Annotated in this window: 21 protein-coding genes; 17 read left to right on the forward strand and 4 right to left on the reverse strand. The window is 48.1% G+C overall.

Annotated features, from left to right (window positions below):
- Positions 1-241 precede the first annotated feature (241 nt).
- Positions 242-1,648 carry a DUF1254 domain-containing protein gene (locus ACRJJO_RS05560; RefSeq protein ID WP_431064901.1) on the reverse strand — a complete coding sequence of 469 codons (1,407 nt, stop codon included), beginning with the start codon at positions 1,646-1,648 and terminating at the stop codon, positions 242-244.
- Positions 1,649-2,507: 859 nt separating this feature from the next.
- Positions 2,508-4,676 carry a DNA helicase II gene (gene uvrD, locus ACRJJO_RS05565; protein WP_431064902.1) on the reverse strand — a complete coding sequence of 723 codons (2,169 nt, stop codon included), beginning with the start codon at positions 4,674-4,676 and terminating at the stop codon, positions 2,508-2,510.
- Positions 4,677-4,783: 107 nt separating this feature from the next.
- Here uvrD and ACRJJO_RS05570 point away from each other — a divergent pair, with 107 nt between their 5' ends.
- Positions 4,784-5,020: a YgaP family membrane protein gene (locus ACRJJO_RS05570; RefSeq protein ID WP_125219165.1), complete on the forward strand. Its 237-nt coding sequence runs from the start codon at positions 4,784-4,786 to the stop codon at positions 5,018-5,020.
- A 53-nt stretch (positions 5,021-5,073) separates the two neighbouring features.
- Here ACRJJO_RS05570 and ACRJJO_RS05575 read toward each other — a convergent pair whose 3' ends face one another.
- Positions 5,074-5,511 carry an FxsA family protein gene (locus ACRJJO_RS05575; RefSeq protein WP_125219164.1) on the reverse strand — a complete coding sequence of 146 codons (438 nt, stop codon included), beginning with the start codon at positions 5,509-5,511 and terminating at the stop codon, positions 5,074-5,076.
- A gap of 279 nt (positions 5,512-5,790) precedes the next feature.
- On the opposite strand from ACRJJO_RS05575, the gene cutA reads away from it, so the two are divergent.
- The 16 genes from cutA (at position 5,791) to ACRJJO_RS05655 (ending at position 22,187) form a co-directional block, all read left to right on the forward strand.
- Positions 5,791-6,111, forward strand: coding sequence for a divalent-cation tolerance protein CutA (cutA, locus tag ACRJJO_RS05580; protein ID WP_431064903.1), 321 nt, complete (start codon positions 5,791-5,793; stop codon positions 6,109-6,111).
- Positions 6,096-8,333 (forward strand): protein-disulfide reductase DsbD, encoded by a 2,238-nt coding sequence (locus ACRJJO_RS05585; RefSeq protein ID WP_431064904.1) that lies wholly within the window; start codon positions 6,096-6,098, stop codon positions 8,331-8,333. The genes cutA and ACRJJO_RS05585 overlap by 16 nt, the downstream gene beginning before the upstream one ends.
- The gene (locus tag ACRJJO_RS05590) at positions 8,330-8,845 is read left to right on the forward strand and encodes a TlpA family protein disulfide reductase (RefSeq protein WP_431064905.1); all 516 of its coding nucleotides are present in this window, start codon (positions 8,330-8,332) and stop codon (positions 8,843-8,845) included. Before ACRJJO_RS05585 ends, ACRJJO_RS05590 begins: the two co-directional genes overlap by 4 nt.
- Positions 8,846-8,994: 149 nt before the next feature.
- Positions 8,995-9,441, forward strand: a complete 447-nt coding sequence (gene aroQ, locus ACRJJO_RS05595) for a type II 3-dehydroquinate dehydratase (protein WP_341325454.1) — start codon at positions 8,995-8,997, stop codon at positions 9,439-9,441.
- A 4-nt stretch (positions 9,442-9,445) separates the two neighbouring features.
- Positions 9,446-9,889, forward strand: a complete 444-nt coding sequence (accB, locus tag ACRJJO_RS05600; protein ID WP_431064906.1) for an acetyl-CoA carboxylase biotin carboxyl carrier protein — start codon at positions 9,446-9,448, stop codon at positions 9,887-9,889.
- Positions 9,890-9,909: 20 nt separating this feature from the next.
- A complete protein-coding gene (accC, locus tag ACRJJO_RS05605) occupies positions 9,910-11,253 on the forward strand; it encodes an acetyl-CoA carboxylase biotin carboxylase subunit (protein ID WP_431064907.1) in 1,344 nt (447 codons plus the stop codon).
- Positions 11,254-11,358: 105 nt separating this feature from the next.
- A complete protein-coding gene (gene prmA / locus ACRJJO_RS05610) occupies positions 11,359-12,240 on the forward strand; it encodes a 50S ribosomal protein L11 methyltransferase (RefSeq protein WP_431064908.1) in 882 nt (293 codons plus the stop codon).
- A gap of 3 nt (positions 12,241-12,243) precedes the next feature.
- On the forward strand, positions 12,244-12,888 hold the full coding sequence (locus ACRJJO_RS05615; RefSeq protein WP_431064909.1) for a zinc-ribbon and DUF3426 domain-containing protein: 645 nt from the start codon (positions 12,244-12,246) through the stop codon (positions 12,886-12,888).
- A 152-nt stretch (positions 12,889-13,040) separates the two neighbouring features.
- On the forward strand, positions 13,041-14,237 hold the full coding sequence (locus ACRJJO_RS05620) for a class I SAM-dependent rRNA methyltransferase (RefSeq protein ID WP_431064910.1): 1,197 nt from the start codon (positions 13,041-13,043) through the stop codon (positions 14,235-14,237).
- Positions 14,238-14,249: 12 nt separating this feature from the next.
- A complete protein-coding gene (locus ACRJJO_RS05625; RefSeq protein ID WP_431064911.1) occupies positions 14,250-14,456 on the forward strand; it encodes a metal-binding protein in 207 nt (68 codons plus the stop codon).
- A 2-nt stretch (positions 14,457-14,458) separates the two neighbouring features.
- Complete coding sequence (locus ACRJJO_RS05630; RefSeq protein WP_431064912.1) at positions 14,459-14,998, forward strand: hypothetical protein; 540 nt, start codon at positions 14,459-14,461, stop codon at positions 14,996-14,998.
- Positions 14,999-15,371: 373 nt separating this feature from the next.
- On the forward strand, positions 15,372-16,355 hold the full coding sequence (gene dusB, locus ACRJJO_RS05635) for a tRNA dihydrouridine synthase DusB (protein WP_431064913.1): 984 nt from the start codon (positions 15,372-15,374) through the stop codon (positions 16,353-16,355).
- A 1-nt stretch (position 16,356) separates the two neighbouring features.
- Positions 16,357-16,641: a helix-turn-helix domain-containing protein gene (locus tag ACRJJO_RS05640; RefSeq protein ID WP_341325462.1), complete on the forward strand. Its 285-nt coding sequence runs from the start codon at positions 16,357-16,359 to the stop codon at positions 16,639-16,641.
- Between the two features lie 307 nt (positions 16,642-16,948).
- Positions 16,949-18,508: a bifunctional phosphoribosylaminoimidazolecarboxamide formyltransferase/IMP cyclohydrolase gene (gene purH / locus ACRJJO_RS05645; RefSeq protein WP_431064914.1), complete on the forward strand. Its 1,560-nt coding sequence runs from the start codon at positions 16,949-16,951 to the stop codon at positions 18,506-18,508.
- Positions 18,509-19,128: 620 nt separating this feature from the next.
- Positions 19,129-20,403 carry a phosphoribosylamine--glycine ligase gene (purD, locus tag ACRJJO_RS05650; RefSeq protein ID WP_431064915.1) on the forward strand — a complete coding sequence of 425 codons (1,275 nt, stop codon included), beginning with the start codon at positions 19,129-19,131 and terminating at the stop codon, positions 20,401-20,403.
- Positions 20,404-20,921: 518 nt separating this feature from the next.
- Positions 20,922-22,187: a nitrate- and nitrite sensing domain-containing protein gene (locus ACRJJO_RS05655; RefSeq protein ID WP_431064916.1), complete on the forward strand. Its 1,266-nt coding sequence runs from the start codon at positions 20,922-20,924 to the stop codon at positions 22,185-22,187.
- A 262-nt stretch (positions 22,188-22,449) separates the two neighbouring features.
- Here the strand turns inward: ACRJJO_RS05655 and phoU are convergent, their stop codons facing one another.
- Positions 22,450-23,172, reverse strand: a complete 723-nt coding sequence (gene phoU, locus ACRJJO_RS05660) for a phosphate signaling complex protein PhoU (RefSeq protein WP_431064917.1) — start codon at positions 23,170-23,172, stop codon at positions 22,450-22,452.
- Positions 23,173-23,286: the final 114 nt, after the last annotated feature.

Below are 23,286 nucleotides of genomic sequence, written 5' to 3' on the forward strand. Positions count from 1 at the left end.
GATGTATTCACGGCGTTCTCTGACGGCAGGCACCCAGTGCCGAATTTTGATCTACGATGAGTATACAAGCTCAAAATTCAAACTTGTACAGCAAATGGGACGTAATAATTCTAACGGCAGTTATACTTCGTAAATCAGCGACAGTCAAAAGCGAAGCGCAACATAGCTTTTGACTGTCCGAGTGCTTGTGTCTTGTCCAACTGTTGGATACATCGCAACCATGATGCATTCCCATCGCTTATTACAGCTTTGTCAGCGAGGGGGCTTTCCATGTGCCGTCGAGGGCCTCGGGCTTTGGCCAGTAGATTCGCATGGGAATCCAGAACGGTCCATCAGGCGCGGGCAACCAGTTGGCCTCCTTCTCCGTGCCTGGGGAGTCCTTTTGGATGTAAATCGTCAAACCGCCGTCTGCATCTTTCTTGAGAGCAGGGAGCATCGGCGAGTTGATCAGATAGCGATCGATGGGATTTGCAACCATCAGGCTCTCGGGCAAGTTGTACATCGTCACCGACCAGAACGCATGGACTGGGGGGTATTGGCCCGGCTCAAATCGCAAGATGTAGTTATGCTTGGACGCGTCGAGGGGCTCACCATCGGCATCCGCTCGGTAGAGCGGATAGATCGCCTCGTCTTTCGAGTTACCGTAGATACCGAGTACCGCACCGGCAAAGCGATGAAGATAGTTGTTCTTAAGATATTCACGGGAGCCGAACAGGTCGCCACTGGTCACCTTGCCCGAAGCGATGTCGGTCTTCTCTAGATTTTCCAGCTCCTTCCAGCCATCGGCGATACCGTCCTCGAGCGCCTGCTTCATTTCGGGTGACAGGGATTCGACATCAATCTGCTGGCCGGCTCCCACGCCGATCTTCGCGAAGCGAGCCATGAGGTCTATCTCGGAAGGCACCGTCGGGCAGAACTCCAGGACGAAGTTCAGGACATTGAAGAACTCCACCGAGGTCTTTTGATCGTCGACCGAGAGCGGCTTCATCCATGCAATCTCCGGGGCTGGCGAGGGTGCCGGCTTACCCAGATAGTCCGAGAGAGTCTGGACCTTGTAGCCGGCCTGGACTTTTTTCACGTTGTCGAGATCAGCAGGGTTGAACAACTGCGTTCGGTACCCTAGAAAGACGAAATGCGTCTCCGAACGTATTACCTTCGTGATCCCCTCGGGGGCCTCACTCTTCCAGTCCGGCCCGGCAACAAGAAGTACGGTTCCGTTATTGCCGGTGGTGCGACTCCCGGCATAGGCGAAGTTGTGCGTGTACCAGTCGATGAACTGCACCGAGAAGTAACGCTCCTTCTCAATGACAGGCAAGGTGAGAACCAACGGCTCAGTCCGCAGATCCATGCCGATGAAGGAATAAGGCGTATCCGAATTGGCGGTCTGGATCGCTTTGTCGTCCGATGTGAACACCCGTGCCATATTGAATATCTGGTTCCACGACGTCTTGTACTCGGGGCTCTGCTCGTCCACGAAGTAGGCATACTGAATGCGATAGTTGTCCACCACTGGATTGCCGTAGATATAGGCTTCCTTGGCGATCTCTCGGGCTTCCTCAGGTGTGACGCTGACTTTGTCACACGCCACCAATGAGAAGGTCGTGAGTAGCAGTAGGTATGAAAGGACTTTCTTAAGACTAATTATCATGATCGTTATTCTTTTTTTGGTTGAACTAAGTAAGGATTTGGTCGTAAATATACCTTTCGTACTTCATTTTGATCTACGATGGGTATAACCTTTTTACTTAATTATTAACAGCAAATATTACGCCACTTGGTGCTCATGCAAATCTGAATGTACTAATACCTTAACAAACAGTGCATTTTTGCCATTAACCAGAACAGAATAACTAACGCCCAGCGCGGTTAAAACCCGACATATCGGGGTTCCCACGAAATTCCTTCCCAAAATAATGGTAGCTTTGCTTTGAATACTGACCTTTACATAGTCAACAATTAAACAAAACAACCTCACTAGACCAGCAATTCCCAATTTGAGGGTATGGAACATGCTTGGCGAGGATGTTGGCGGCAGGACAGATTTTTGCTTCTCGGCAACTGCTTCTGCGTTGTTCTACCTCCTGCCTCCAAATCGTCGGCAATTGACAGCGGGAGCATTTTTCTGCCCTGCATAGCCTAAAGCGCTCCGTTTCCAAGATTTTCAGCGGTCGTAGGGCGCGCATCACGAACCTTTCCACGGTGCCTAACCGACAAGAGGTCCCGACTATAAAGCATGTAGCCCGTATGCAGCGTAGCGGAATACGAGAATGGCGTAGCTCCGAACTTCCCAGATTGCGCTAAGCTCCATCCGGACTACTATGTGTGTTAACCCCCCCTAGGATTTGGTCGTAAATAACTTCCCTATTTTACGGAGGGTTCGGTAACTCGATTGGCAGGTGTCGGCGGCATGGAGAGCCGCCGTCAAGCCTACACGGACGTATTCACGGCGTACTGCCAAGCGAGTTACCGAACCCTCAACGACGCTCATAGTTCCTGGACGTTATTTATCACGAAACCCCTACTTCTTCCAACTTAGCATATGACAACATCAGCCATTTAATACCGACCTGTTGGAAATTGATTTGAATGCGCTCCTGTGCGCCGCTGCCTTCTCTTTGCAGCACCACACCTTCGCCGAATTTTTCATGGCGGACCCGCTGCCCTAACTTGTATGTCCCCGGCTCATGACTATCCATGTTTCCGGTGAATGAAACCGGACGGCTGACCTGAGCGCGCATCCTGACTTCCTGAAGCGTTTCGGTCGGAATTTCTCGCAAAAAGCGCGAAGGCTTCGGATAGGTTTCGCGACCCCACAAACGCCGTGACTCGGCATGGGTCAAACACAAGTTTTCCATTGCGCGGGTCATGCCGACATAACATAGCCTGCGCTCTTCTTCCAAGCGCCCCGGATCCTCGACCGATTGCTGCGACGGAAACAAACCTTCCTCGAAACCAACCAAAAACACCCGCTTGAATTCCAAGCCCTTAGCAGCATGCAAAGTCATTAGCTGTACGCAATCTTGCTCGGCATCGCTCTGCATTTCGCCGGCTTCGAGCGCCGCATGCGCCAAAAACATATCCAGTTCGCTCAGGCTTTCTTCGTTATCCTGATCGTACTCGTACAGTCGAGCGGCATTGACCAATTCTTCCAAGTTTTCGACGCGGGCCTCGCCCTTATCGCCTTTTTCTTTTTTATAAAACTCGATCAAACCTGACTTTTCGACGACGATCTTAACTTGCTCGAACAACGGTAAACCTTGCGTCTGTTCGGCCAAACTCCGAACTAAAGCAATGAATCCGGACATGGCATTCCCAGCCCTTGGCGTCGTCAATTTTTGCGCGATCGCAAACTCAACCGCCTGCCGAAGCGATAAATTCTTATCCCGCGCCAATACCCGAATGTCGTCCAATGATTTAGCCCCGATACCGCGCGTCGGCGTATTAATTACGCGTTCAAAAGAGGCATCGTCATCGGGATTGGCCATGACTCGCAAATAGGCCAAGGCATTCTTGATTTCGGCTCGATCGAAAAAGCGCAAGCCGCCGTAGACCCGATACGGAATACTGGTCGCGATCAGCTTTTCCTCGAACTGGCGCGATTGCGCATTGGAGCGGTAAAGAATCGCAATATCGCTTCGCGAACCGCCTTCATGGACCCATTTCCGGATACGCTCGACGACATAATAAGCCTCGTCCTGCTCATTGAACGCGGCATAGACCGAAATCGGTTCGCCGTCGCCACTTTCGGTCCAAAGTTCCTTGCCCATCCTCCCTTCGTTATGCTCGATAACCCGATTGGCCGCTTTCAGAATATGGCCGGTCGAGCGGTAGTTTCGTTCCAGTTTGACGACTTTATGATTCGGAAAATGTTTTTGAAAACGGAAGATATTTTCAATTTTCGCGCCGCGCCACCCGTAAATGGATTGGTCGTCATCGCCGACCACGAACAGATTATCGCGGTCTTGCGTCAACAAACGTAACCAAGCATATTGAATCGTATTGGTATCTTGAAATTCGTCGACATGCACATGCCGGAAGCGTTGTTGATAAAAACTCAGAATTTCGGGATTATCGCGCAGCAGTTCATGCGCGCGTAACAACAGTTCGGCAAAATCGACCAAACCGGAGCGCTGACAGACTTCTTCATAAGCCTTATATATCGCCAGCATTTGTCGCTGGAAAAAATCCCCGGTTTCCGACATGTGCTTGGCCCTAATACCCTCGTCTTTTTGCCCGTTGATATACCATTGAGCTTGCTTAGGCGGCCACTTGGCCTCGTCCAAATTCAAGTTTTTGTAGAGGCGCTTGATCAGTCGCAACTGATCGTCCGAATCCATGACTTGAAAAGTTTCGGGAAGTTGGGCATCTTTTGCGTGACGCCTAAGCAGGCGATGCGCAAGCCCATGAAAGGTACCTATCCACATCGAGCGTGCCGAAATATTAAGCAGATCTTCTACACGGGTGCGCATTTCCGTTGCGGCTTTATTAGTAAAGGTGACAGCCAAGATACTATGCGGCGAATGGCCTTCGACTTGAATCTGCCAGGCGATGCGATGCACCAAGACCCGAGTCTTGCCGCTGCCGGCGCCGGCTAAAACCAACATTGCGCGGGAAGGTGCCGATACCGCCTCGCGTTGAGCATCATTGAGAGGATTAATAATTGAAGTAATATCCATTTGTTATCGTTGAAACATTTCTATAAGCTATGCGCGTTTAAGGAAAGCAATAATGACGGCCGGACCGGGCTTTAATAACCAACATTAATTAGCAGAGGGGACTTACAATGAGCTTCGATTTTAAACGCATGATAAAATTCGAACACAATCTTGGCGATAAGGATAAAAAATACCGCATGTTCGGAGGCGCGGCATTGGTACTGATATCTTTATTTACCGCAAAAATCTTTTTATTACTGATAGGAACCGTATTGATCGGAACCTCTTTTTTCGGTTGGTGTCCTGTTTATTCCGGACTCAATAAGAACACTTGCACTAGCGGGGTCTCGGAAAGCAGCGAATAAGCGCTTAAATTCTACAGGGACGTAGATTAAGCTGGTAATAACATAAAGCCCTGTCATTCCTCCTTTTTATATTCGCCTTCCAAGACATTATTATCTTTAGATTGACCAGGATGAACCGCGCTACCAGCCTGTATCAGATGATTCTCAATCACATAACGGGCAATTTTGCCGCGCAGCTGAGGAATTAGACATGCAAAGCCAAGCACATCGGTAAAAAACCCAGGAGTCAATAACAATGCTCCACCAACCAACAATATAGGTCCTTCGATCATTTCGTAAGCGGGAACGACACCCTGGTTCAAATTATCTTGAAAACGCCTTAAGGTCGCAAAACCTTGCTGTCTTAACAAAGCCGCACCCAATACGGCAGTAAATACCACCAAAAAAACCGTCGGAAAGACACCGATCAAGCCGCCGATGGTCAGCAGCAAATAAATCTCCAAAAAAGGAATGATCAAAAAACACAAAAAAACAACTTGAAAAACTTTCATTTAAAATTCCTAAACAAACTTCACATTGGAAACAGATAACCCCGGAAAGTTTCCCCTTTTAAATCAATTATACCTACTCTAAGATCAAAATCCGGCACCGGGTGTCCTTGGGCACTACCGAAACTTAAAGTACGAAAGTTATAAACCCATTTTCACCCGCTCAAGATTAATGAACCAAGGTCAGCGAAAAATCGCATCGAGACCTTATCCCTAATTAAACGGTACAATATAGGGATTTTAAAACCGAAACTCCAGAACAAATTGACCGAGTCTCTCGTTATGTCGAATCACATTATTCTCTTTTGCACCTGTCCGGATCAGAATACGGCAAGCTCAATCGCTCAAACATTAATCGGAGAAAATTTAGCCGCTTGCGCAAATATTTTTCCAGGATTGACTTCCGTTTATCGCTGGCAAGATCAAATCGAAACGGACCAGGAATGCCTGTTGCTAGTTAAGACACGACGCGATATTTACCCGCAAGTGGAACAGCGCATACAAGAGGCGCATCCCTATGAACTTCCCGAGATCGTCGCGGTCTCTGTCGAACACGCTTTGCCTGAGTATCTGAAATGGATCGATTCATGCCTATCAAAATAATACTGCTTTGCCTGATTGCAACTTTTCATCAAGCCGCCTTTGCCATCAGCGAAAGCGATTTACTGCCGCAAGAACAAGCTTTCAAACTCACTGCCAAGACCAATGCAAAGAATGAAATCGTTCTAACCTGGCAGATCGCTGACGGCTACTATTTATACCGTGATAAATTGGGCATTGAAAGCCGGTCAGAACGGATTACACTCGACGATATCACTTATCCTCCAGGAAAAACCAAGCATGACGAGTTTTTCGGCGACATGGTCATTTATCGAAACGAACTCACCGTTGAAGTACCGTTCATCAAGCTAGACAATGCGCTTAATACTTTACAATTGACGGTTAAACATCAGGGTTGCGCCGATATCGGCATTTGTTATCCTCCTCAAAAGACCGCACTGACGGTAGACCTACCGCCTCAAGATACTTCCGCGAAAACCGGCTCGATTTTCGGCTTAGTTCAGGGCCTGAGCGACTTAAAGCTAAATCTGTTCCAGGATGAATTGCTTCCGGCGGAACAAGCCTTCCGCTTTTTCGCTTCGGTCAAGGACCCGAATACGTTGACCGTCAATTGGCAAATTGCGGAAGGCTATTATCTATATCGCGACAAATTTCAATTCGATATCCTAGATTCCGAAAAAGTAAAAATCGGCAACTTCACTTTGCCCAGAGGCACACCCTACCACGATGAGGAATTCGGCGACGTTGAAATCTTCCGTAATGACCTAAGCTTCGACCTGCCGATTAACCGCTATCAAGCGGATCAACAAAATATTATCCTTCAAGCACGATTTCAAGGCTGCGCGGATCGAGGCGTATGCTATCCTCCGATGGCGCAAAGCACGCCATTGGTTCTACCGATGACCGCATCGGTATCGACGCCGATTAATTCCTTTACAAGCACTCGGATCGACCAACCGCAATCCGAACAAGACCGCATCGTACAATCTTTGCATCAAAACACGCTCTGGCTAACATTACTGTCCTTTTTCGGCTTCGGGTTGTTACTGTCTTTCACACCTTGTATTTTTCCGATGATACCGATTTTATCCGGCATCATCGTCGGTCAACGCAACAGGGTAACCACTAGCCGCGCCTTTCTTTTATCACTGAGTTACGTCACCGCCTCCGCATTGACCTACACGGTTTTCGGTGTCTTGGCAGCATTATTCGGCAGCAATCTACAAACGACCTTTCAACAACCTTGGATTATCGCGCTATTTAGCGGTATTTTCGTATTGTTGTCGCTGTCGATGTTCGGCTTTTACAACCTAGAAATGCCCGCATCGATTCAAACTCGACTGCATAAATCCAGCGATAAACACCGTGACGGTTCGTTTTGGAGCGCGGCGATCATGGGCTCGCTATCTTCTTTGATCGTAGGCCCCTGCGTTGCGGCTCCGTTGGCCGGCGCATTAATCTATATCGGCCAAACCGGCGATGCAGTGCTCGGCGGCATCGCATTATTCGCGATGGGGTTCGGTATGGGCGTACCGCTATTGATACTCGGCGCATCGGCCGGAAAACTATTACCGAAGGCAGGTCAATGGCTGAATGCAACCAAAGCGGTCTTCGGCGTGATTATGCTAGCTGTCGCCTTATGGATGCTGGACCGTATTTTGCCACCCGATATCACGATGTTCCTATGGGCCTTATTACTGATCATACCGGCCATTTACCTGAAAGCGATCGACCCGTTGAGCGAAAATGCAGGCGGTTGGAAAAAGCTTTGGAAAGGTGCCGGAGTCGTGATGCTGACTTACGGCGTCCTGTTATTGATCGGCTTAGGCATGGGCAACCATAACCCGCTAAAACCTTTACAGGGACTGAGTTTAGCAAGCACAGCCGAGGCCGAAAGCCCCCTGCCCTTTGTAAAAGTCGCCTCGCTACAGGAGCTTGAAAACCGTATAGAAACGGCAGCCCGCAACAATCAACCGGTCATGCTCGACTTTTATGCCGACTGGTGTGTCTCATGTAAGGAAATGGAGGCGTATACTTTTATGCACCCTGAAGTCAAACAAGAACTGAATCGCTTCGTTTTATTGAAGGCGGACGTCACGGAAAACAATTTTGAACATCAAGCCTTGCTGAAAAAATTTAACTTAGTCGGACCTCCGGCCACTTTATTTTTCGGTGCCGACCTAACCGAAAAAAAACATTTACGCGTGATAGGCTATCAGGATGCCAACGCTTTTTTAAACATACTACGGCAAGTTGATTTATGAAACAAACCACGGTACTTATTATCGCTGCTGCTGTCGCTTTAGCCGGCGGAATTTGGCTACAAAACAAAACACAGCCTGAAACGCATAGTGAAACCATGGAACTGCCGGATTACCGACTACCCGATTTGAACGGCAACGAACGCAGCCTATCCGAATGGCGAGGTAAAATCACCATCGTCAACTTTTGGGCAACCTGGTGCCCTCCTTGCCGCGAAGAAATCCCCGAATTTGTTGCCTTGCAGCAAGAATACCAAGACCGTGGCTTGCAATTTATCGGCATCGCTATCGAAACTAAAGAATCGGTCAAAAATTATCTCGACTTTATCGACATCAATTATCCGATGCTAATCGCCGGCGACCAAGGCATCATCTTGACTCAACAATGGGGAAATTCTGCCGGAATCCTTCCTTTTAGCCTTATTTTTAATCAAGAAGGTCGAATAATTCATAAGCAACCCGGACAATTATCTCGAGCCAAGATTGTTGAAATCATCGAACCTCTGATGGACTGAGAAAACGTTAAATCATTCGATAAATCAGGCAAAGTTCTTAAAAGATCCAGTTTTTACGGCGTATTTGTGTTAAATGACATAAATATGGACAAACGTGCTTAAATTAGGGAGAATTATCGGCACCGAATCTAAATTAGCACTTCAATTGCATGGCGAATATTTGCGTTATTAACGGTCCGAACTTGAATCTGCTGGGCCTAAGAGAACCTACCCATTACGGTAGCAAAACCTTAGCCGATATACAGCTGGCGATGGAAAAATCCGCCTCGACTCTTGGTCACGCGCTCCGTTTTCACCAATATAACGCCGAGCACCAAATCGTGGAACTGATTCATCGATCATTTTCCAACGATGTCGATTTTATCATTATTAATCCAGCAGCTTTTACTCATACCAGCGTGGCGATACGCGACGCATTGCTGGCGACCAAGATTCCCTTCATTGAAGTGCATCTGTCGAACGTACATGCCCGGGAAGCTTTTAGAAAACATTCCTATTTTTCGGATATTGCCGTGGGAGTTGTTTGCGGACTGGGAGCCATCGGTTACGAATTGGCCTTGACGGCCGCTCACGAGATATTAGCAAAGAGAACATAACACAATGGATATTAGAAAAATAAAAAAACTGATTGAGCTCATCGAAGAATCGGATATTGCCGAATTAGAAATCAGTGAGGGGGAAGAATCCGTCCGAATTAGTCGTTACTCGAATGCCGCGCAAGTGAACTACGCACCGGCTCAATTCGCCCCGACCGCCCTATCTTCGGCACCCGCACCAAGCCCTGTAGAACCGGCCGAGAAAAAAATAACCGGTCATATTGTAAAATCGCCGATGGTCGGCACTTTCTACAGGTCCGCTTCTCCCGGCGCCAAGCCTTTTGTCGATATCGGGCAATCGGTTCAAGCTGGCGATACTCTCTGCATCATAGAAGCGATGAAAATCCTCAATCAAATCGAAGCCGATAAAACCGGTACGGTGACGCAAATATTGGTTGAAAACAGCCAACCCGTCGAATATGACCAACCTTTGTTTGTCATTGAATAACAGCCCAAAGGTATTTAATCATGTTCGATAAAATAGTCATCGCCAATCGAGGCGAAATAGCGTTGCGCATTTTGCGCGCCTGCCGTGAACTGGGTATCAAAGTGGTCGCGGTACATTCGGTGGCCGACCGCGATCTTAAACACGTCAGGCTAGCCGACGAGTCGGTTTGCATAGGCCCTGCTCCATCAACCGATAGTTATCTGAATATCCCAGCCATCATCAGCGCGGCCGAAGTCACAGATGCCGAAGCCATTCATCCGGGCTATGGCTTTCTATCGGAAAATGCCGATTTTTCGGAGAAAGTAAAGCAAAGCGGCTTTGTTTTCATCGGTCCGAATGCAGATACTATCCGCATAATGGGCGACAAAATCGCCGCAAAAAAGGCAATGATAGCAGCCGGCATTCCCTGTGTACCGGGCAACGGCAATCCATTGACCGACAATAGTAAGCAAAACCTGCAAATGGCTCAGGAAATCGGCTATCCGGTTATCATTAAAGCCTCCGGCGGCGGTGGCGGACGCGGAATGCGTACCGTACATACCGAAGCCGCATTGATCAATGCCATTACCATGACGAAAGCGGAAGCGGGTGCCGCATTCGGAAACGATACGGTGTACATGGAAAAATTCCTAGAAGATCCCCGCCATATCGAATTCCAGGTGATGGCCGATTCACACGGTAATGCGATTCATCTTGGCGAGCGTGATTGCTCGATGCAGCGCAGGCACCAAAAAGTCGTCGAGGAAGCGCCCGCCCCCGGCATTACCGACGAAGAACGTAACCGTATGGGCGAATTGTGCGCCAAAGCTTGCCGCGATATCGGCTACCTGGGCGCCGGAACTTTCGAATTCTTATATGAAAAAGGCGAATTCTTCTTCATAGAAATGAATACGAGGGTTCAAGTCGAGCATCCAGTTACCGAAATGGTCACCGGCTTCGATATTGTTAAGGAACAATTACGTATCGCCTACGGCTTACCCTTATCGATTACCCAAGAGCAAGTCAAAATTCAAGGTCATGCGATCGAGTGTCGACTGAATGCCGAGGACCCGAAAACCTTCATGCCCTGCCCGGGCACGATTCATCAATTCCACATGCCAGGCGGCCCCGGCATTCGGTGCGAAACACACATTTATAACGGTTACAAAGTGCCGCCCTATTACGACTCGATGATCGGGAAGCTAATCGCGCACGGCGAAAACCGCAATAGTGCGATTGCAAGAATGACGACCGCATTGAACGAAATGGTGATCGACGGTATAAAAACGAATATACCGCTCCAAAAAGACATCATGACCGACTCCGGATTCATCGCCGGACAACGCAACATTCACTATCTTGAAAAGCTATTGGACTTAAACTAGCGTGCTTGATTGGGTCGGGTTACGCTATTGCTGACCCGACCGCAAGATTCCAGCTGAGTAAGCATTTCTAGCAAATACCCTTCTTTAATCAACAATAATAGCTTTATGTCTTGGCATCAATTAAGCGTGATTACCGACGAAGTCTCGGCGCCCGAACTTTCTGATTATTTCAGCGATCTGGGCGCGGTTTCGGTTACTTACATGGATGCCGAAGACCAACCGGTCTATGAGCCCCTGCCCGGCGAAACCAAGATCTGGCCTAATACAAAAGTCATTGCTTTGTTTGAACTCGATACCCAGCCGGAAGACATTAAAGCACGAGTCTTCGACGCTTTTAATCAGCATTCGCTCAAGGAGTGGTCGGCAGAGATTCTTGAAGACCAAGCCTGGGAGAGAGCCTGGATGGAACATTATCATCCGATGAAGTTTGCCGATAGACTTTGGGTTTGTCCGACCGGACAAGAGCAACAAGAGCCCGGCACGGTTTGCCTGACTCTCGACCCGGGGCTTGCCTTCGGTACCGGCACGCATCCGACTACCGCATTGTGCCTGGAATGGCTTGCCGAACATGACCTGAGCGACAAAACCGTCATCGATTACGGCTGCGGATCGGGAATATTAGCGGTTGCCGCTGTGTTGCTCGGCGCTCGTGAAGCACATGCTATCGATATCGATCCGCAGGCACTAACGGCGACACACGACAATGCGATAAAAAACGGCATTGCCGATAAAATCCGATGCTACTTACCGGAACAATTCGCAGCCCGCACCGCCGACATCGTTATAGCAAATATTTTGGCTCAACCGCTGATCGAATTATCCGGCAAGATCGCCGCACTACTCGCGCCCTCCGGCTCTTTGGTTTTATCCGGTATTTTGAACGAACAAGCCGAAGCCGTCAGCGCAGCGTACCGGCCTTTTATTACACTCAATCCGCCGGCAATCCAAGAGGACTGGTGTCGTCTGGACGGACGAAAAGATAAATAAGCGATGTTCACACAATGCCCCGAATGTCACCACCCGCAAACGTTGACAATAGATCAATTACGCGAAACTCGGGGCATAATCCGCTGCAGCCACTGCTCGACGCAATTCGATGCACTGCAACGACTCGGCGAAACTCCGGCGGATGTTCCATTGGCCCCCTCTGAAGAACAACTACCTTGGGTACAAGACCGAAAGCCCGCCAACCCGCTTTTATGGAATTTATCCGCAGCCGCAGGCCTCATCCTGTTGTGCGGACAAATTATCTATTTCCAAGGTCCTTCGGCATTACAACACGAAAAATTCAGACCCTGGTTCATTGAAGCGTGTTCTTATTTAGGCTGTTCATTACCCGATTACAGAAACCTGACCGACTTTTCGGTTTTAGCGAGTTCGCTGATCTTGACAGCCGATCAAAATTACTATTTTAAAGCCATCATCAACAATCAGGCTGAATTCGCCCAACCGCATCCGGGCGTAAAACTGACGTTACTGAAGCTTTCCGGCGAACCGTTCGCGCAACGTGCATTTACACCGGACAATTTAACTTTCCGCACCGACAAAATCGCGCCTCACGAAACCATCGAAATCGGTCTCGCCATCGCCGCGCCCGGCACTTCGGTCGGCGGCTATACTTTCGAACTTATTTAACCCAGCATTAACAAATGTAGTGTCTACGGCCTATGCTACTGAATTAACAAAATTAAAAATCATGCAAATTTAACCTTGTAGCGCCATTAGATTTATTATCACATATTTTTTCAATAACTTATGATAGAGAAATGTTAAAGCTGGGTTAATTCATGCCGCATCCTGAAATTTATTTAAAGAAAAACGAAGACCGACGCTTGCGCCAAGGGTATTTATGGATTTTCAGTAATGAAATCGACACCAAACGAAGCGCGCTCAACGATTTTGAACCCGGGCAACTGGTTAATATCCTTGCGGCTGATGACAAACCATTGGGCAGCGCCTATATCAATCCACACACCTTGATTTGCGCGCGCTTATTATCCAGAAAGTCCGACTTGAGCTGTAGCGTCAAATTTTTTAAAAAACGACTAAGTACCGCATTGCAACTGCGCGAACAACTCTTCGGTAAACCTTATTATCGCCTTGTGTTCGGAGAAAGCGACGGCCTACCCGGCTTGGTTGTGGACCGTTTCGGCGATGTTTTATCGGTGCAAATCACGACTGCTGGCATTGAGCGCCACAGAAATGACTTACTAACCGCCCTGATCGAATTATTTAACCCGCAAGCCATCGTATTGAAAAACGACAATAGTCAACGAGCTTTGGAAGGTCTGCCTTTAGACAATGAAATCATCTACGGCAGCCTGCCGGAAACAATGATCATTGAAGAAAACGGTTGCTTATTTAGAGTCGATATTCAAGATGGCCAAAAAACCGGCTGGTTTTATGACCATCGCGACAGCCGCAATCGTCTTATGCAACTATGTAAAGAACGAAGCGTATTGGATCTGTTCTGCTATACCGGGGCTTGGAGCATTCCTGCCGCCGTCGCCGGAGCCTCCGAAGTCACTTGCGTCGATGCCTCGGAAAATGCGCTGAAACTTGCATCGAACAATGCGCAATTAAACGCCGTGGAAACAAAAATGAAGTTCGTGCATAGCGATGTTTTCGATTTTCTGAAGACAGCACGTCAAGAAAACCGACATTACGATATTATCGTCCTTGATCCGCCCGCATTGATCAAACGCAAAAAAGATTTTAAGCAAGGCTATGAAGCCTACCGGCGCCTCAATCATTTAGCCTTGCAAATATTATCTCCGAACGGCATACTGGTTTCAGCATCCTGTTCACACCATCTAGGACGCGATGCGCTCCACGAGATCCTAAGATCTTCGGCGCGCCATATAGATCGACATTTAATTTTTTTTGCCGCCGGCGGACAGGGCCCCGATCACCCGATACACCCGGCAATACCCGAAACGGATTATCTAAAGACGTTTTTTTGCGCCGTTTCTCCAAGCTTATGACCTTTTCGTTATATGTCTACTGAAGCAACAAAGCCGCCATGCGCATTGTGCGGCCAATCGGTTGAAATAAAGGGCTTTACACTCGACACACCTACAAAACAGTTACCCTTCTGCTGTGCCGGTTGTTTGAGCATTTATCAACTGCTCAACGAAAATCAAAGCACCGACGCCAATCAATCCGACGACCCAATCAAACCACCTAATAAAGAGGTCTATTAACCATGAAAGCCTGCAATTCTTGCGCACACCGCGTTGCCATCGGACGCAATTACCGAAACGTTCCTGTTTGGAAAAGAGCGATCGGGGTTCCGTTGATTTATTTACCGATACTGACGTTACCATTCGTATTTGCTAGCGCTTACTTAACCTATCTACATTTACGCTTGATCGGCGCCGAAGACCTCAAAACCTTATCCGACTTCTTGCCGGCCCGCTCGACCCACCGCTATAACTTAAAAAACCAAATTACAATGGACCCGACATTCAAATTGAGTCCTTCACAATCGAAACTTTATTGGCTATTCAACTGTACTTGGTACTGCCCGCTCAGCGTCGGCTTATTCGAGTGGCATACTTACATGGTCAAAATCGTTGAAAATTGGTGGTGTCCATTCGGTCACGAGAAAAAAGAAAACTATAAAAACGGCGCTATCGATAAATCGTTCTGGCATATTTATCAAAATGATGAAGATAAGCTTAACCCGGAAGACCGCGTTAACCCCATCTGGAATGACGAAGTTGAAAAAGAGAAAAGTGAATAAAAAATGGAGAATAGTGAATGGATAATGGATTAGCAGCTAAAAGTTTTGCGGGCGATTTAGCCTATATAGCGAATTCCACAACACGATGGATTCGGTCATAAATAACTTCCCTATTTTTAATGCATGGCAAGCAGGTTCGGTTGCTCGATTGACAGGTGTCGGCGGCAGGGAAAGCCGCCGTCAAGCCTACACGGACGTATTCACGGCGCCCTGTTAAGCGAGTTACCGAACCCGCTACAAAACTCATAGCTCCAGGAAATTATTTTTCACGAAATCCATATTAGAAGTCATACTCTCTGGATCAAGAGACGCCCCAACGTCCCAAGCCACCACTCACTATTCACCACTAACCGCTGACTGTTTACTTGAAACCATGCAAATAGGACCGCATACTCTCGAAAACAATCTAATTCTCGCCCCAATGGCCGGAATTACCGACCGCCCGTTCAGAACGCTCTGCAAACAATTTGGCGCGGGACTTGCCGTATCTGAAATGGTCAGCTCCCTGCCGTCATTGCAAACCAATAAACGCACCTTATTAAAAGCCGACCACAGCGGCGAAACGGGCCTTCGTTCGGTGCAGATTGTCGGAACAAATCCGCGGCAAATGGCCGACGCCGCTAGACTTAACGTCGACCGGGGCGCCGACATCATCGATATCAACATGGGATGCCCTGCCAAAAAAGTCTGTGCAGTCGCCGCCGGCTCTGCCCTAATGAGGGATGAGGATCTAGTCAAACGCATTCTCGAAGCCGTCGTCGAGGCAGTTTCGGTTCCAGTCACATTGAAAATCCGCACCGGATGGGATCCACAAAATCGTAATGCGCCGGCTATCGCTAAAATAGCCGAAGAAGCCGGCATTGCCGCACTGACCATACATGGTCGAACACGCGCCTGTAAATTCAATGGCAACGCCGAATACGAAACCATCAAGCAAATCAAAAAAAACATCGCTATCCCGGTCATCGCGAATGGCGACATCGACTCGGCCGACAAGGCTCGTTATGTCCTGAAAAAAACGGGGGCCGATGCGCTAATGATCGGCCGCGGCGCTCAAGGCAACCCTTGGATTTTTAGCGACATAATCAATTCTTTACATAGCGACGAACCCTTAGAATCGCAAACTATCGACTCGACCCGCGAAACTTTATTGAGTCATGTACAACAATTATATAGTTTCTACGGCAACCTAAGCGGTGTTAAAATAGCGCGCAAACATATCGGTTGGTATCTTGACAGGCTCGGCATCTTACCTGTCGAAATTCGCAATGCTATCAACCGAGCTCAACAGCCGATCGAACAAATTCAGCATATCGACTCGGCATTCCGGCATTTTTCATACCATCGTGCTGCATAATATGGAAGCAACTCAACAATCCGCTAAGGTGATTAATATTGACAATAAAATACCGACCGCAATACCGTTGTCTGCACAGGTCAAACAAGCCATTGAGCTCTATTTTTCGCAACTAAACGGTCATGATGCGGCAGGACTCCACGCAATGGTCATCGGTGAAGTCGAAAAACCGCTGCTGGAAGTCACGCTACAGCATGCCGGTTACAACCAAACCAAGGCAGCCAAAGTACTCGGTTTAAGTCGTAGCACCTTACGTAAAAAACTGGACCAATACGGTATTTCTTAACCCAGCCATAACATTTAGTAAAGATAGAATATTGAAAATAAAGAATATTATGGAGCTAGCTTTGTTAAAGCTGGGTTAATTTTACTAATACCGCTCTCGTTCAAGGATATTACCTTTCTGGGCTACCTAAAAAAAATTTAACCACGAAAAGAAAAAGGCATTAATCGAATTGTCGATTATCGATGAATACCCTTTCTATAACCCCCTAAGATCTTCATAAACTTTCTATTTTTTGTGGCTTAACTGCCCAGTGATACCTGAAACCCTTTTCGATACCGATCAACACTCCTTACCCGAGGCCCCACTCATGTACAAAAAAGTTACTCGCGCACTAGTCAGCGTTTCCGACAAATACGGCATCGTTGAACTCTGCCGAGCACTGAACGACTTAGGCATTGAAGTTTTATCTACCGGCGGTACGGCAAAAGCCCTGGCTGAACAAGACATTCCTGTTATTGAAGTCTCCGACTATACCGGTTTTCCGGAAATGATGGACGGAAGAGTCAAAACCCTGCATCCGAAGATACACGGCGGTATATTGGCCCGGCGCGGCATCGACGATGAAGTGATGGCCGCCAACGGCATCGCTGCGATCGACATGGTTGTGGTCAACCTTTATCCGTTCGAAAAAACCATCGCCAGACCGGATTGCGACCTGGAAACCGCAATCGAAAATATCGATATTGGCGGACCGACAATGATTCGCGCGGCCGCCAAAAACCATAACGACGTCGCTGTCGTCGTAGACCCAAGGGATTACGAAGCCATCTTGTCGGAATTAAGAGAAAACAACATTGGCTTATCCCAAGAAACACGCTTCAGCCTAGCCTTGAAATGTTTTCAACATACCGCAAATTACGATACCGCAATTTCAGCCTACCTGGGCCAAGTAAATGGCCAAACGTTTCCCGAAGTCCTAAATTTGCAGTTCAAACTCAAACAAACCATGCGTTATGGTGAAAATCCTCACCAATCGGCCGCTTTTTACCGGGAGCGCAATCCGTCCGCAGGAAGCATCGCCGCCGCGAATCAAATACAAGGAAAAGAACTTTCCTATAACAATATTGCCGACTCTGACGCTGCGCTTGAATGTGTCAAGTCCTTCGAGGAGCAGCCCGCCTGCGTTATCGTCAAACATGCCAATCCGTGCGGCGTCGCAATTGCGGACACTATTCTAGAGGCTTACGACAGAGCCCATGCGACCGACCCAACCTCGGCATTCGGCGGCATCATCGCTTTCAACCGAGAACTCGATGAAGCAACCGCCTCGGCCATCATCGAACAGCAATTCGTCGAAGTCATTATCGCGCCTACAGTTAACAACGCCGCACGCGCTATTCTCGCGAAAAAACAAAATGTCAGGGTGCTCGAAACGGGTATCTGGACCAGCGGTAACGAGCCAGGCTTCGATTACAAAAAAGTGACTGGCGGATTATTGGTGCAAGACCTCGATCACGGCACCGTGGCGCAAGCCGAACTAAAAGTTGTCAGCCGCCGCGCTCCGACTACCCAGGAACTAGCCGACTTGATGTTTGCTTGGAAGGTAGCCAAATTTGTCAAATCCAACGCGATCGTCTATTGTAAAAACGGTCAAACGATCGGCGTCGGGGCCGGACAAATGAGTCGTGTATATTCGGCTAAAATCGCCGGCATCAAGGCCGCCGACGAAGGATTGTCCGTGACGGGATCGGTGATGGCATCGGACGCGTTCTTTCCGTTTCGCGACGGCATCGATTCGGCCGCAGAATGCGGCATCACGGCCGTAATTCAACCCGGAGGTTCGATGCGCGACAACGAAGTCATTGCGGCGGCCGACGAGCACGATATCGCAATGGTCTTTACCGGCATGCGCCATTTCCGGCACTAGCCACTATCATCAAAATAGAACTCGGTTAGCATCACTGCCACTAAGGAATATGCACAAAATAACTTCTACAAGTAATAGGCTTTGCGGCGGTTTGGTGACTCACTTGACAGGACACCGTGAATACATCCATGTAGGCTTAACGGCAGCTATCCCTGCCGCCTAACACCTGTCAATCGAGCCACCGCCCACCTTCCAACAGTTTTCGAAGTTATTTCATGATCGTTCCTAAGTTAACGAAAACCCGTCATTTCGGCATGGACTGCCGTAATCCAGTTGCCATGGATGGCAGGCTTTTCTGGTTCCCAAGGTCCTCCGTGGGAACCCATACCTTGGTTGTCGAGACAAGATCGGTATGCATTCCCACGCTGGAGCAGTGGGAACGAGGAAGAACCGGAATGTCGGCAGACTTTTGCCAGATGACGACTTAACCTAATAGTAGTGATACAGAGCTATGGGAGCGATGGAAAATAATCTCCCCTAACCCCTCTTTTTCAAGGAGGGTGACTGAAGAATGACTCACTTTGTAATCGAAAAAGCGCTTAGGAATTTAAAAACCAGTGTTGATCCATTAAGTCGGTGTCATGTGTGCCATTAATTAAACCCCAATTTTGAGAAACCGAATGAAAATTCTTATTGTCGGCGGCGGCGGCCGCGAACATGCCTTGGCTTGGAAAGCCGCGCAATCCCCGAAAGCGGAAAAAGTCTTCGTTGCGCCCGGCAATGCCGGAACCGCATTAGAACCCAGTCTTGAAAATGTCGACATTGCGGCTGACGACGTAAAGGCATTACTAGCCTTTGCCAAACAACAACAAATCGACCTCACCATCGTCGGGCCCGAGGCTCCGTTGGTCAAAGGTATCGTCGACAGTTTTCAAGAAGCAGGCTTAAAATGCTTCGGACCCACCGCTCAAGCCGCGCAATTGGAAGGATCGAAAGCCTTTTGCAAAGATTTCATGGCACGCCACAACATACCGACTGCCGAATACCAAACCTTCACCAATACCGCCGAAGCAATAGCCTATATCGAAGCTAAAGGGGCGCCGATCGTCGTCAAAGCCGACGGACTCGCGGCAGGTAAAGGGGTGATTGTCGCGCAAACCGTCGCCGAAGCAACTAGCGCAGTCGAAGACATGTTAACCGGAAATGCCTTCGGTGCAGCCGGCAATCGCGTCGTGATCGAAGAGTTTTTGACCGGAGAGGAAGCTAGCTTCATCGTCATTGCCGACGGCAAACATGCTTTGCCCATGGCCACCTCGCAAGACCACAAAGCCCGAGATAACTGCGATAAAGGACCGAACACCGGCGGCATGGGTGCCTATTCCCCTGCCCCTATCGTGACACCGGAAATCCATGATCGAGTCATGCGCGAAGTCATCGAACCGACGCTGCAAGGCATGATTGAAGACGGCAATCCTTATACAGGATTTTTATACGCAGGATTGATGATCGCGCCAAACGGTTCGCTCAAAGTTCTCGAGTACAACTGCCGGTTCGGCGACCCGGAGACCCAACCGATCATGATGCGTCTAAAAAGCGATTTGACCAAACTCTGCGAAGCCGCTTTAGACGGTAACCTGAATAGAGTCGAAACCGATTGGGACGAACGTGCCGCACTAGGCGTAGTCTTGGCCGCCGGCGGTTATCCGGGCGACTACCGAAAAGGCGACGTCATCACGGGCCTGCCTAAATCGGAACTAGCCGACCGAAAAATCTTTCATGCCGGCACCCAGTTGCAAGGCAATGATATTGTCACATCGGGCGGCCGAGTATTGTGTGCTTGCGCTTTGGGTGAAACGATTAAGGATGCTCAAGACAATGCCTATGGATTAACCGCCGAGATAAAATGGGATGGCATTTATTATCGAACTGATATCGGCTTTAAGGCCATTCGTTAACCATACGCCTTTCGCTCTTCGAGTCACGGCTTATGTCGAACGGCACCGATTATTCGTCAAAGGTCTCCGTGAACCCAGCACCTAAATTATCTAAAATATTAACCATGACCAATGGGCTATTGAATTTAGGTGCTGGGTGAATACGTCCATGTCGGATCTATGCCCGCATCCATTCTCGTCCTTCACCTAGCGTTAGGTGAGGAGCCGAACACCCCTGCAACTCCTTAAGCAATGCCAAATTTGAATTGCGAAAGGTAGAAAACAACTGCCGCTTTATAACTTATTGTCTTTATCAATTTCCAAGATAGTTTGAACACCGTAGGGGGCGCATCTCATACCTTTCCACGGTGACTAACCGACAAGAGATTCGGCCCCGGGTGCGCGATCCGCACCATAAATGTGCAACCCTCCAATCGTTAACTTATATTTAATTGTTATATATCAATGAGTTATAACTAAAGTACCCTGGCGTGATTATTGCGATATTTTTAGATGAACAAAACATCATCGCATCATAAATGAACCTGACTGCCGAGAATATTGTTTTAGTTGCTAAGCAACATCAGATTGAAGAGCTTAAACGCCTTGCTTCGACCGCCCATTTTGTAGAGGTCATCTGCAACCTGATTCATAGCCTGCAAGCCGAGCGAGGGGCTAGCAGTCTGTATTTGGCATCATCAGGAATACGATGCAAAGAAATACGTCAGAACATTATTAAAGAATCACGTTTGCTGGAAACGCGCTTGCGTGTACTTTTTACAGTACAAGTAGATCAAGCCACCTATGCTAATGCCAAAACGCTTTCATTCATGGCATGGGTGCTGCTAGGTCTAGATGATTTAGGGACTTTGCGCCAAGAAGTAGAGAATTTTAATCTATCGGCTACCGAGTCAATCACCGCATACAGTCGACTGATTGCCGGTTTGATTTCACTAATTATTGATGTCGCAGATACAGCTATCGACCCTCGCATCTCAAAACAGTTGGTTGCCTTGTTTAATTTTGTTCAAGGCAAGGAACTGGCTGGACAAGAGCGCGCACTAGGAGCCTATGCCTTCGGCTCTGGAGTAATTGATGCCAATCACCAGCAACGTATCCTGCACTTAATCGATATTCAGGAAAGGCACTTTGAAGTCTTTTGCGAGTTTACTGACAAAATCTTCGTAGCTAAATGGCGAGAACTGCAACTTTCACCCTCATGTTCCAAGATAAAACAATTGCGTAGAGTTGTTTGCCAAACCAAGTCGAAACAACTGCTTGACAGCAACCAAAGCGAGAGATGGTTTGAGAGTTGCAGTACGCGCCTGACCGATATGTGGGTCTTGCAGTGTGCACTGATACAGCATATTAATGATTACACTTCAAGATTGATCAACGAAGCTGAATTGGACTTGCATGATGCTAAAGGACTGGTCAGACATATACGGGACAATCCTCCCCCCCGCGCTGATTTATGCGACCGTTTTTTTAACCCTAACATTCCATTGGAACAGGCACTGGAATTTATGCCTCCCGCATCCATCGATAGCACGCAATGCAAATCGATTATCGATATGTTGCAACTACAGTCAAAAAAACTGGCTGACATGGAAACAGAACTTTCGATTGTTCGAAAAGCCTTGGCTGAACGTAAGACTATCGAACGTGCAAAAGGGTTGTTGATGGCCAGATTAAACCTTTCAGAAGAAGTTGCTTACAAAAAGTTACGCTCCGCTGCGATGGAGCAAAACCGACGACTGGCTGATGTAGCAGAGACCATTCTGACGCTGGTGAATATCGAATAATCAAGTCAGATTGACCCGCTAAGTGGGAGGGCTTGACGAGTTATGAGCGACCATTGTTAAACATTTCTGGTTTTATTAAAACTCACCGTTATCATCCGCCCCCACCGTCATCGAAAATATAGGCAAATAAAGGGGTCGAATAAAGGGGTCAGGTTACTTTTACAGTCTTATCGCAGGCGATGGTCGAATAAAGGGGTCAGGTTACTTTTACAGTCTTATCGCAGGCGATAAATAACGTAACCTACTTCCCTTTTTACCCTGCTTATGAACCCTGAATTTTTCTTTCCAGTTCTTCGTGGCTCATGTGCCTGACATCCTCACCTTTAACCATGTATATTACATGTTCGCAGATGTTGCAGGCATGATCGCCGATCCTTTCCAATGCCCGTGCCGTCCACAACACATCAAGTGTTCGTCTGACATTGCGTGGGTCTTCCATCATCCTCGCTACCATTTGACGAATGATGCTGCCGTATTCGCGATCGACCATGGCATCCTGACCGGTAATCGACACGGCACTTTCGACATTTAAACGCGCAAATGCATCCAAGGCACCGCGCAGCATTTTCATAACCAACTCGGCCAAATGCTGTATCTCGTAATATTCCTCGTTTCGAGTTTTTCCTTCGGTATCGCTCAAATGAATCGCCATTTCCGCGATTTTAGTCGCCTCATCGCCGATCCGTTCCAAATCGTTAATCGTTCGAATCACCGACAACAACAAGCGTAAATCGAACGCGGCAGGCTGACGCTTGGCTAAAATTTCGGTACAGGCCTGATCGATTTGCTTTTCGAGTCGGTTGACAAAATCGTCTTGTTGAATAACTTGCTCGGCAATTTCCATATCGTAACTGGTGAACGACAATGCGGCCAATTCGATTTGCCTTTCGACAATACCGCCCATCTTCAAAACGCTATTACGGATATCCTCGAGCTCCACATTGTAATGGCTCGAAATATGATGTCCGATTTTATTAATATCCATGGTTTATCCTCGCATGAAAGCGTAGTTAATAAATAAGCCCGAAATAGCGATTCCGACGTTGCCTCGGCAGCCAAGTTATGAGCTCCCACTGAGAACGGAAATTTTCCCGCAGAA

The sequence above is a fragment of the Methylotuvimicrobium sp. genome (genome assembly GCF_050611805.1).
In the GTDB taxonomy this organism is placed as follows: domain Bacteria; phylum Pseudomonadota; class Gammaproteobacteria; order Methylococcales; family Methylomonadaceae; genus Methylotuvimicrobium.

Coding starts and splice junctions, on each gene's coding strand:
- ACRJJO_RS05560 (WP_431064901.1), bottom strand. CDS start 1,648: ATGATAATTAGTCTTAAGAAAGTCCTTTCATACCTACTGCTACTCACG.
- uvrD (WP_431064902.1), bottom strand. CDS start 4,676: ATGGATATTACTTCAATTATTAATCCTCTCAATGATGCTCAACGCGAG.
- ACRJJO_RS05570 (WP_125219165.1), top strand. CDS start 4,784: ATGAGCTTCGATTTTAAACGCATGATAAAATTCGAACACAATCTTGGC.
- ACRJJO_RS05575 (WP_125219164.1), bottom strand. CDS start 5,511: ATGAAAGTTTTTCAAGTTGTTTTTTTGTGTTTTTTGATCATTCCTTTT.
- cutA (WP_431064903.1), top strand. CDS start 5,791: ATGTCGAATCACATTATTCTCTTTTGCACCTGTCCGGATCAGAATACG.
- ACRJJO_RS05585 (WP_431064904.1), top strand. CDS start 6,096: ATGCCTATCAAAATAATACTGCTTTGCCTGATTGCAACTTTTCATCAA.
- ACRJJO_RS05590 (WP_431064905.1), top strand. CDS start 8,330: ATGAAACAAACCACGGTACTTATTATCGCTGCTGCTGTCGCTTTAGCC.
- aroQ (WP_341325454.1), top strand. CDS start 8,995: ATGGCGAATATTTGCGTTATTAACGGTCCGAACTTGAATCTGCTGGGC.
- accB (WP_431064906.1), top strand. CDS start 9,446: ATGGATATTAGAAAAATAAAAAAACTGATTGAGCTCATCGAAGAATCG.
- accC (WP_431064907.1), top strand. CDS start 9,910: ATGTTCGATAAAATAGTCATCGCCAATCGAGGCGAAATAGCGTTGCGC.
- prmA (WP_431064908.1), top strand. CDS start 11,359: ATGTCTTGGCATCAATTAAGCGTGATTACCGACGAAGTCTCGGCGCCC.
- ACRJJO_RS05615 (WP_431064909.1), top strand. CDS start 12,244: ATGTTCACACAATGCCCCGAATGTCACCACCCGCAAACGTTGACAATA.
- ACRJJO_RS05620 (WP_431064910.1), top strand. CDS start 13,041: ATGCCGCATCCTGAAATTTATTTAAAGAAAAACGAAGACCGACGCTTG.
- ACRJJO_RS05625 (WP_431064911.1), top strand. CDS start 14,250: ATGTCTACTGAAGCAACAAAGCCGCCATGCGCATTGTGCGGCCAATCG.
- ACRJJO_RS05630 (WP_431064912.1), top strand. CDS start 14,459: ATGAAAGCCTGCAATTCTTGCGCACACCGCGTTGCCATCGGACGCAAT.
- dusB (WP_431064913.1), top strand. CDS start 15,372: ATGCAAATAGGACCGCATACTCTCGAAAACAATCTAATTCTCGCCCCA.
- ACRJJO_RS05640 (WP_341325462.1), top strand. CDS start 16,357: ATGGAAGCAACTCAACAATCCGCTAAGGTGATTAATATTGACAATAAA.
- purH (WP_431064914.1), top strand. CDS start 16,949: ATGTACAAAAAAGTTACTCGCGCACTAGTCAGCGTTTCCGACAAATAC.
- purD (WP_431064915.1), top strand. CDS start 19,129: ATGAAAATTCTTATTGTCGGCGGCGGCGGCCGCGAACATGCCTTGGCT.
- ACRJJO_RS05655 (WP_431064916.1), top strand. CDS start 20,922: ATGAACCTGACTGCCGAGAATATTGTTTTAGTTGCTAAGCAACATCAG.
- phoU (WP_431064917.1), bottom strand. CDS start 23,172: ATGGATATTAATAAAATCGGACATCATATTTCGAGCCATTACAATGTG.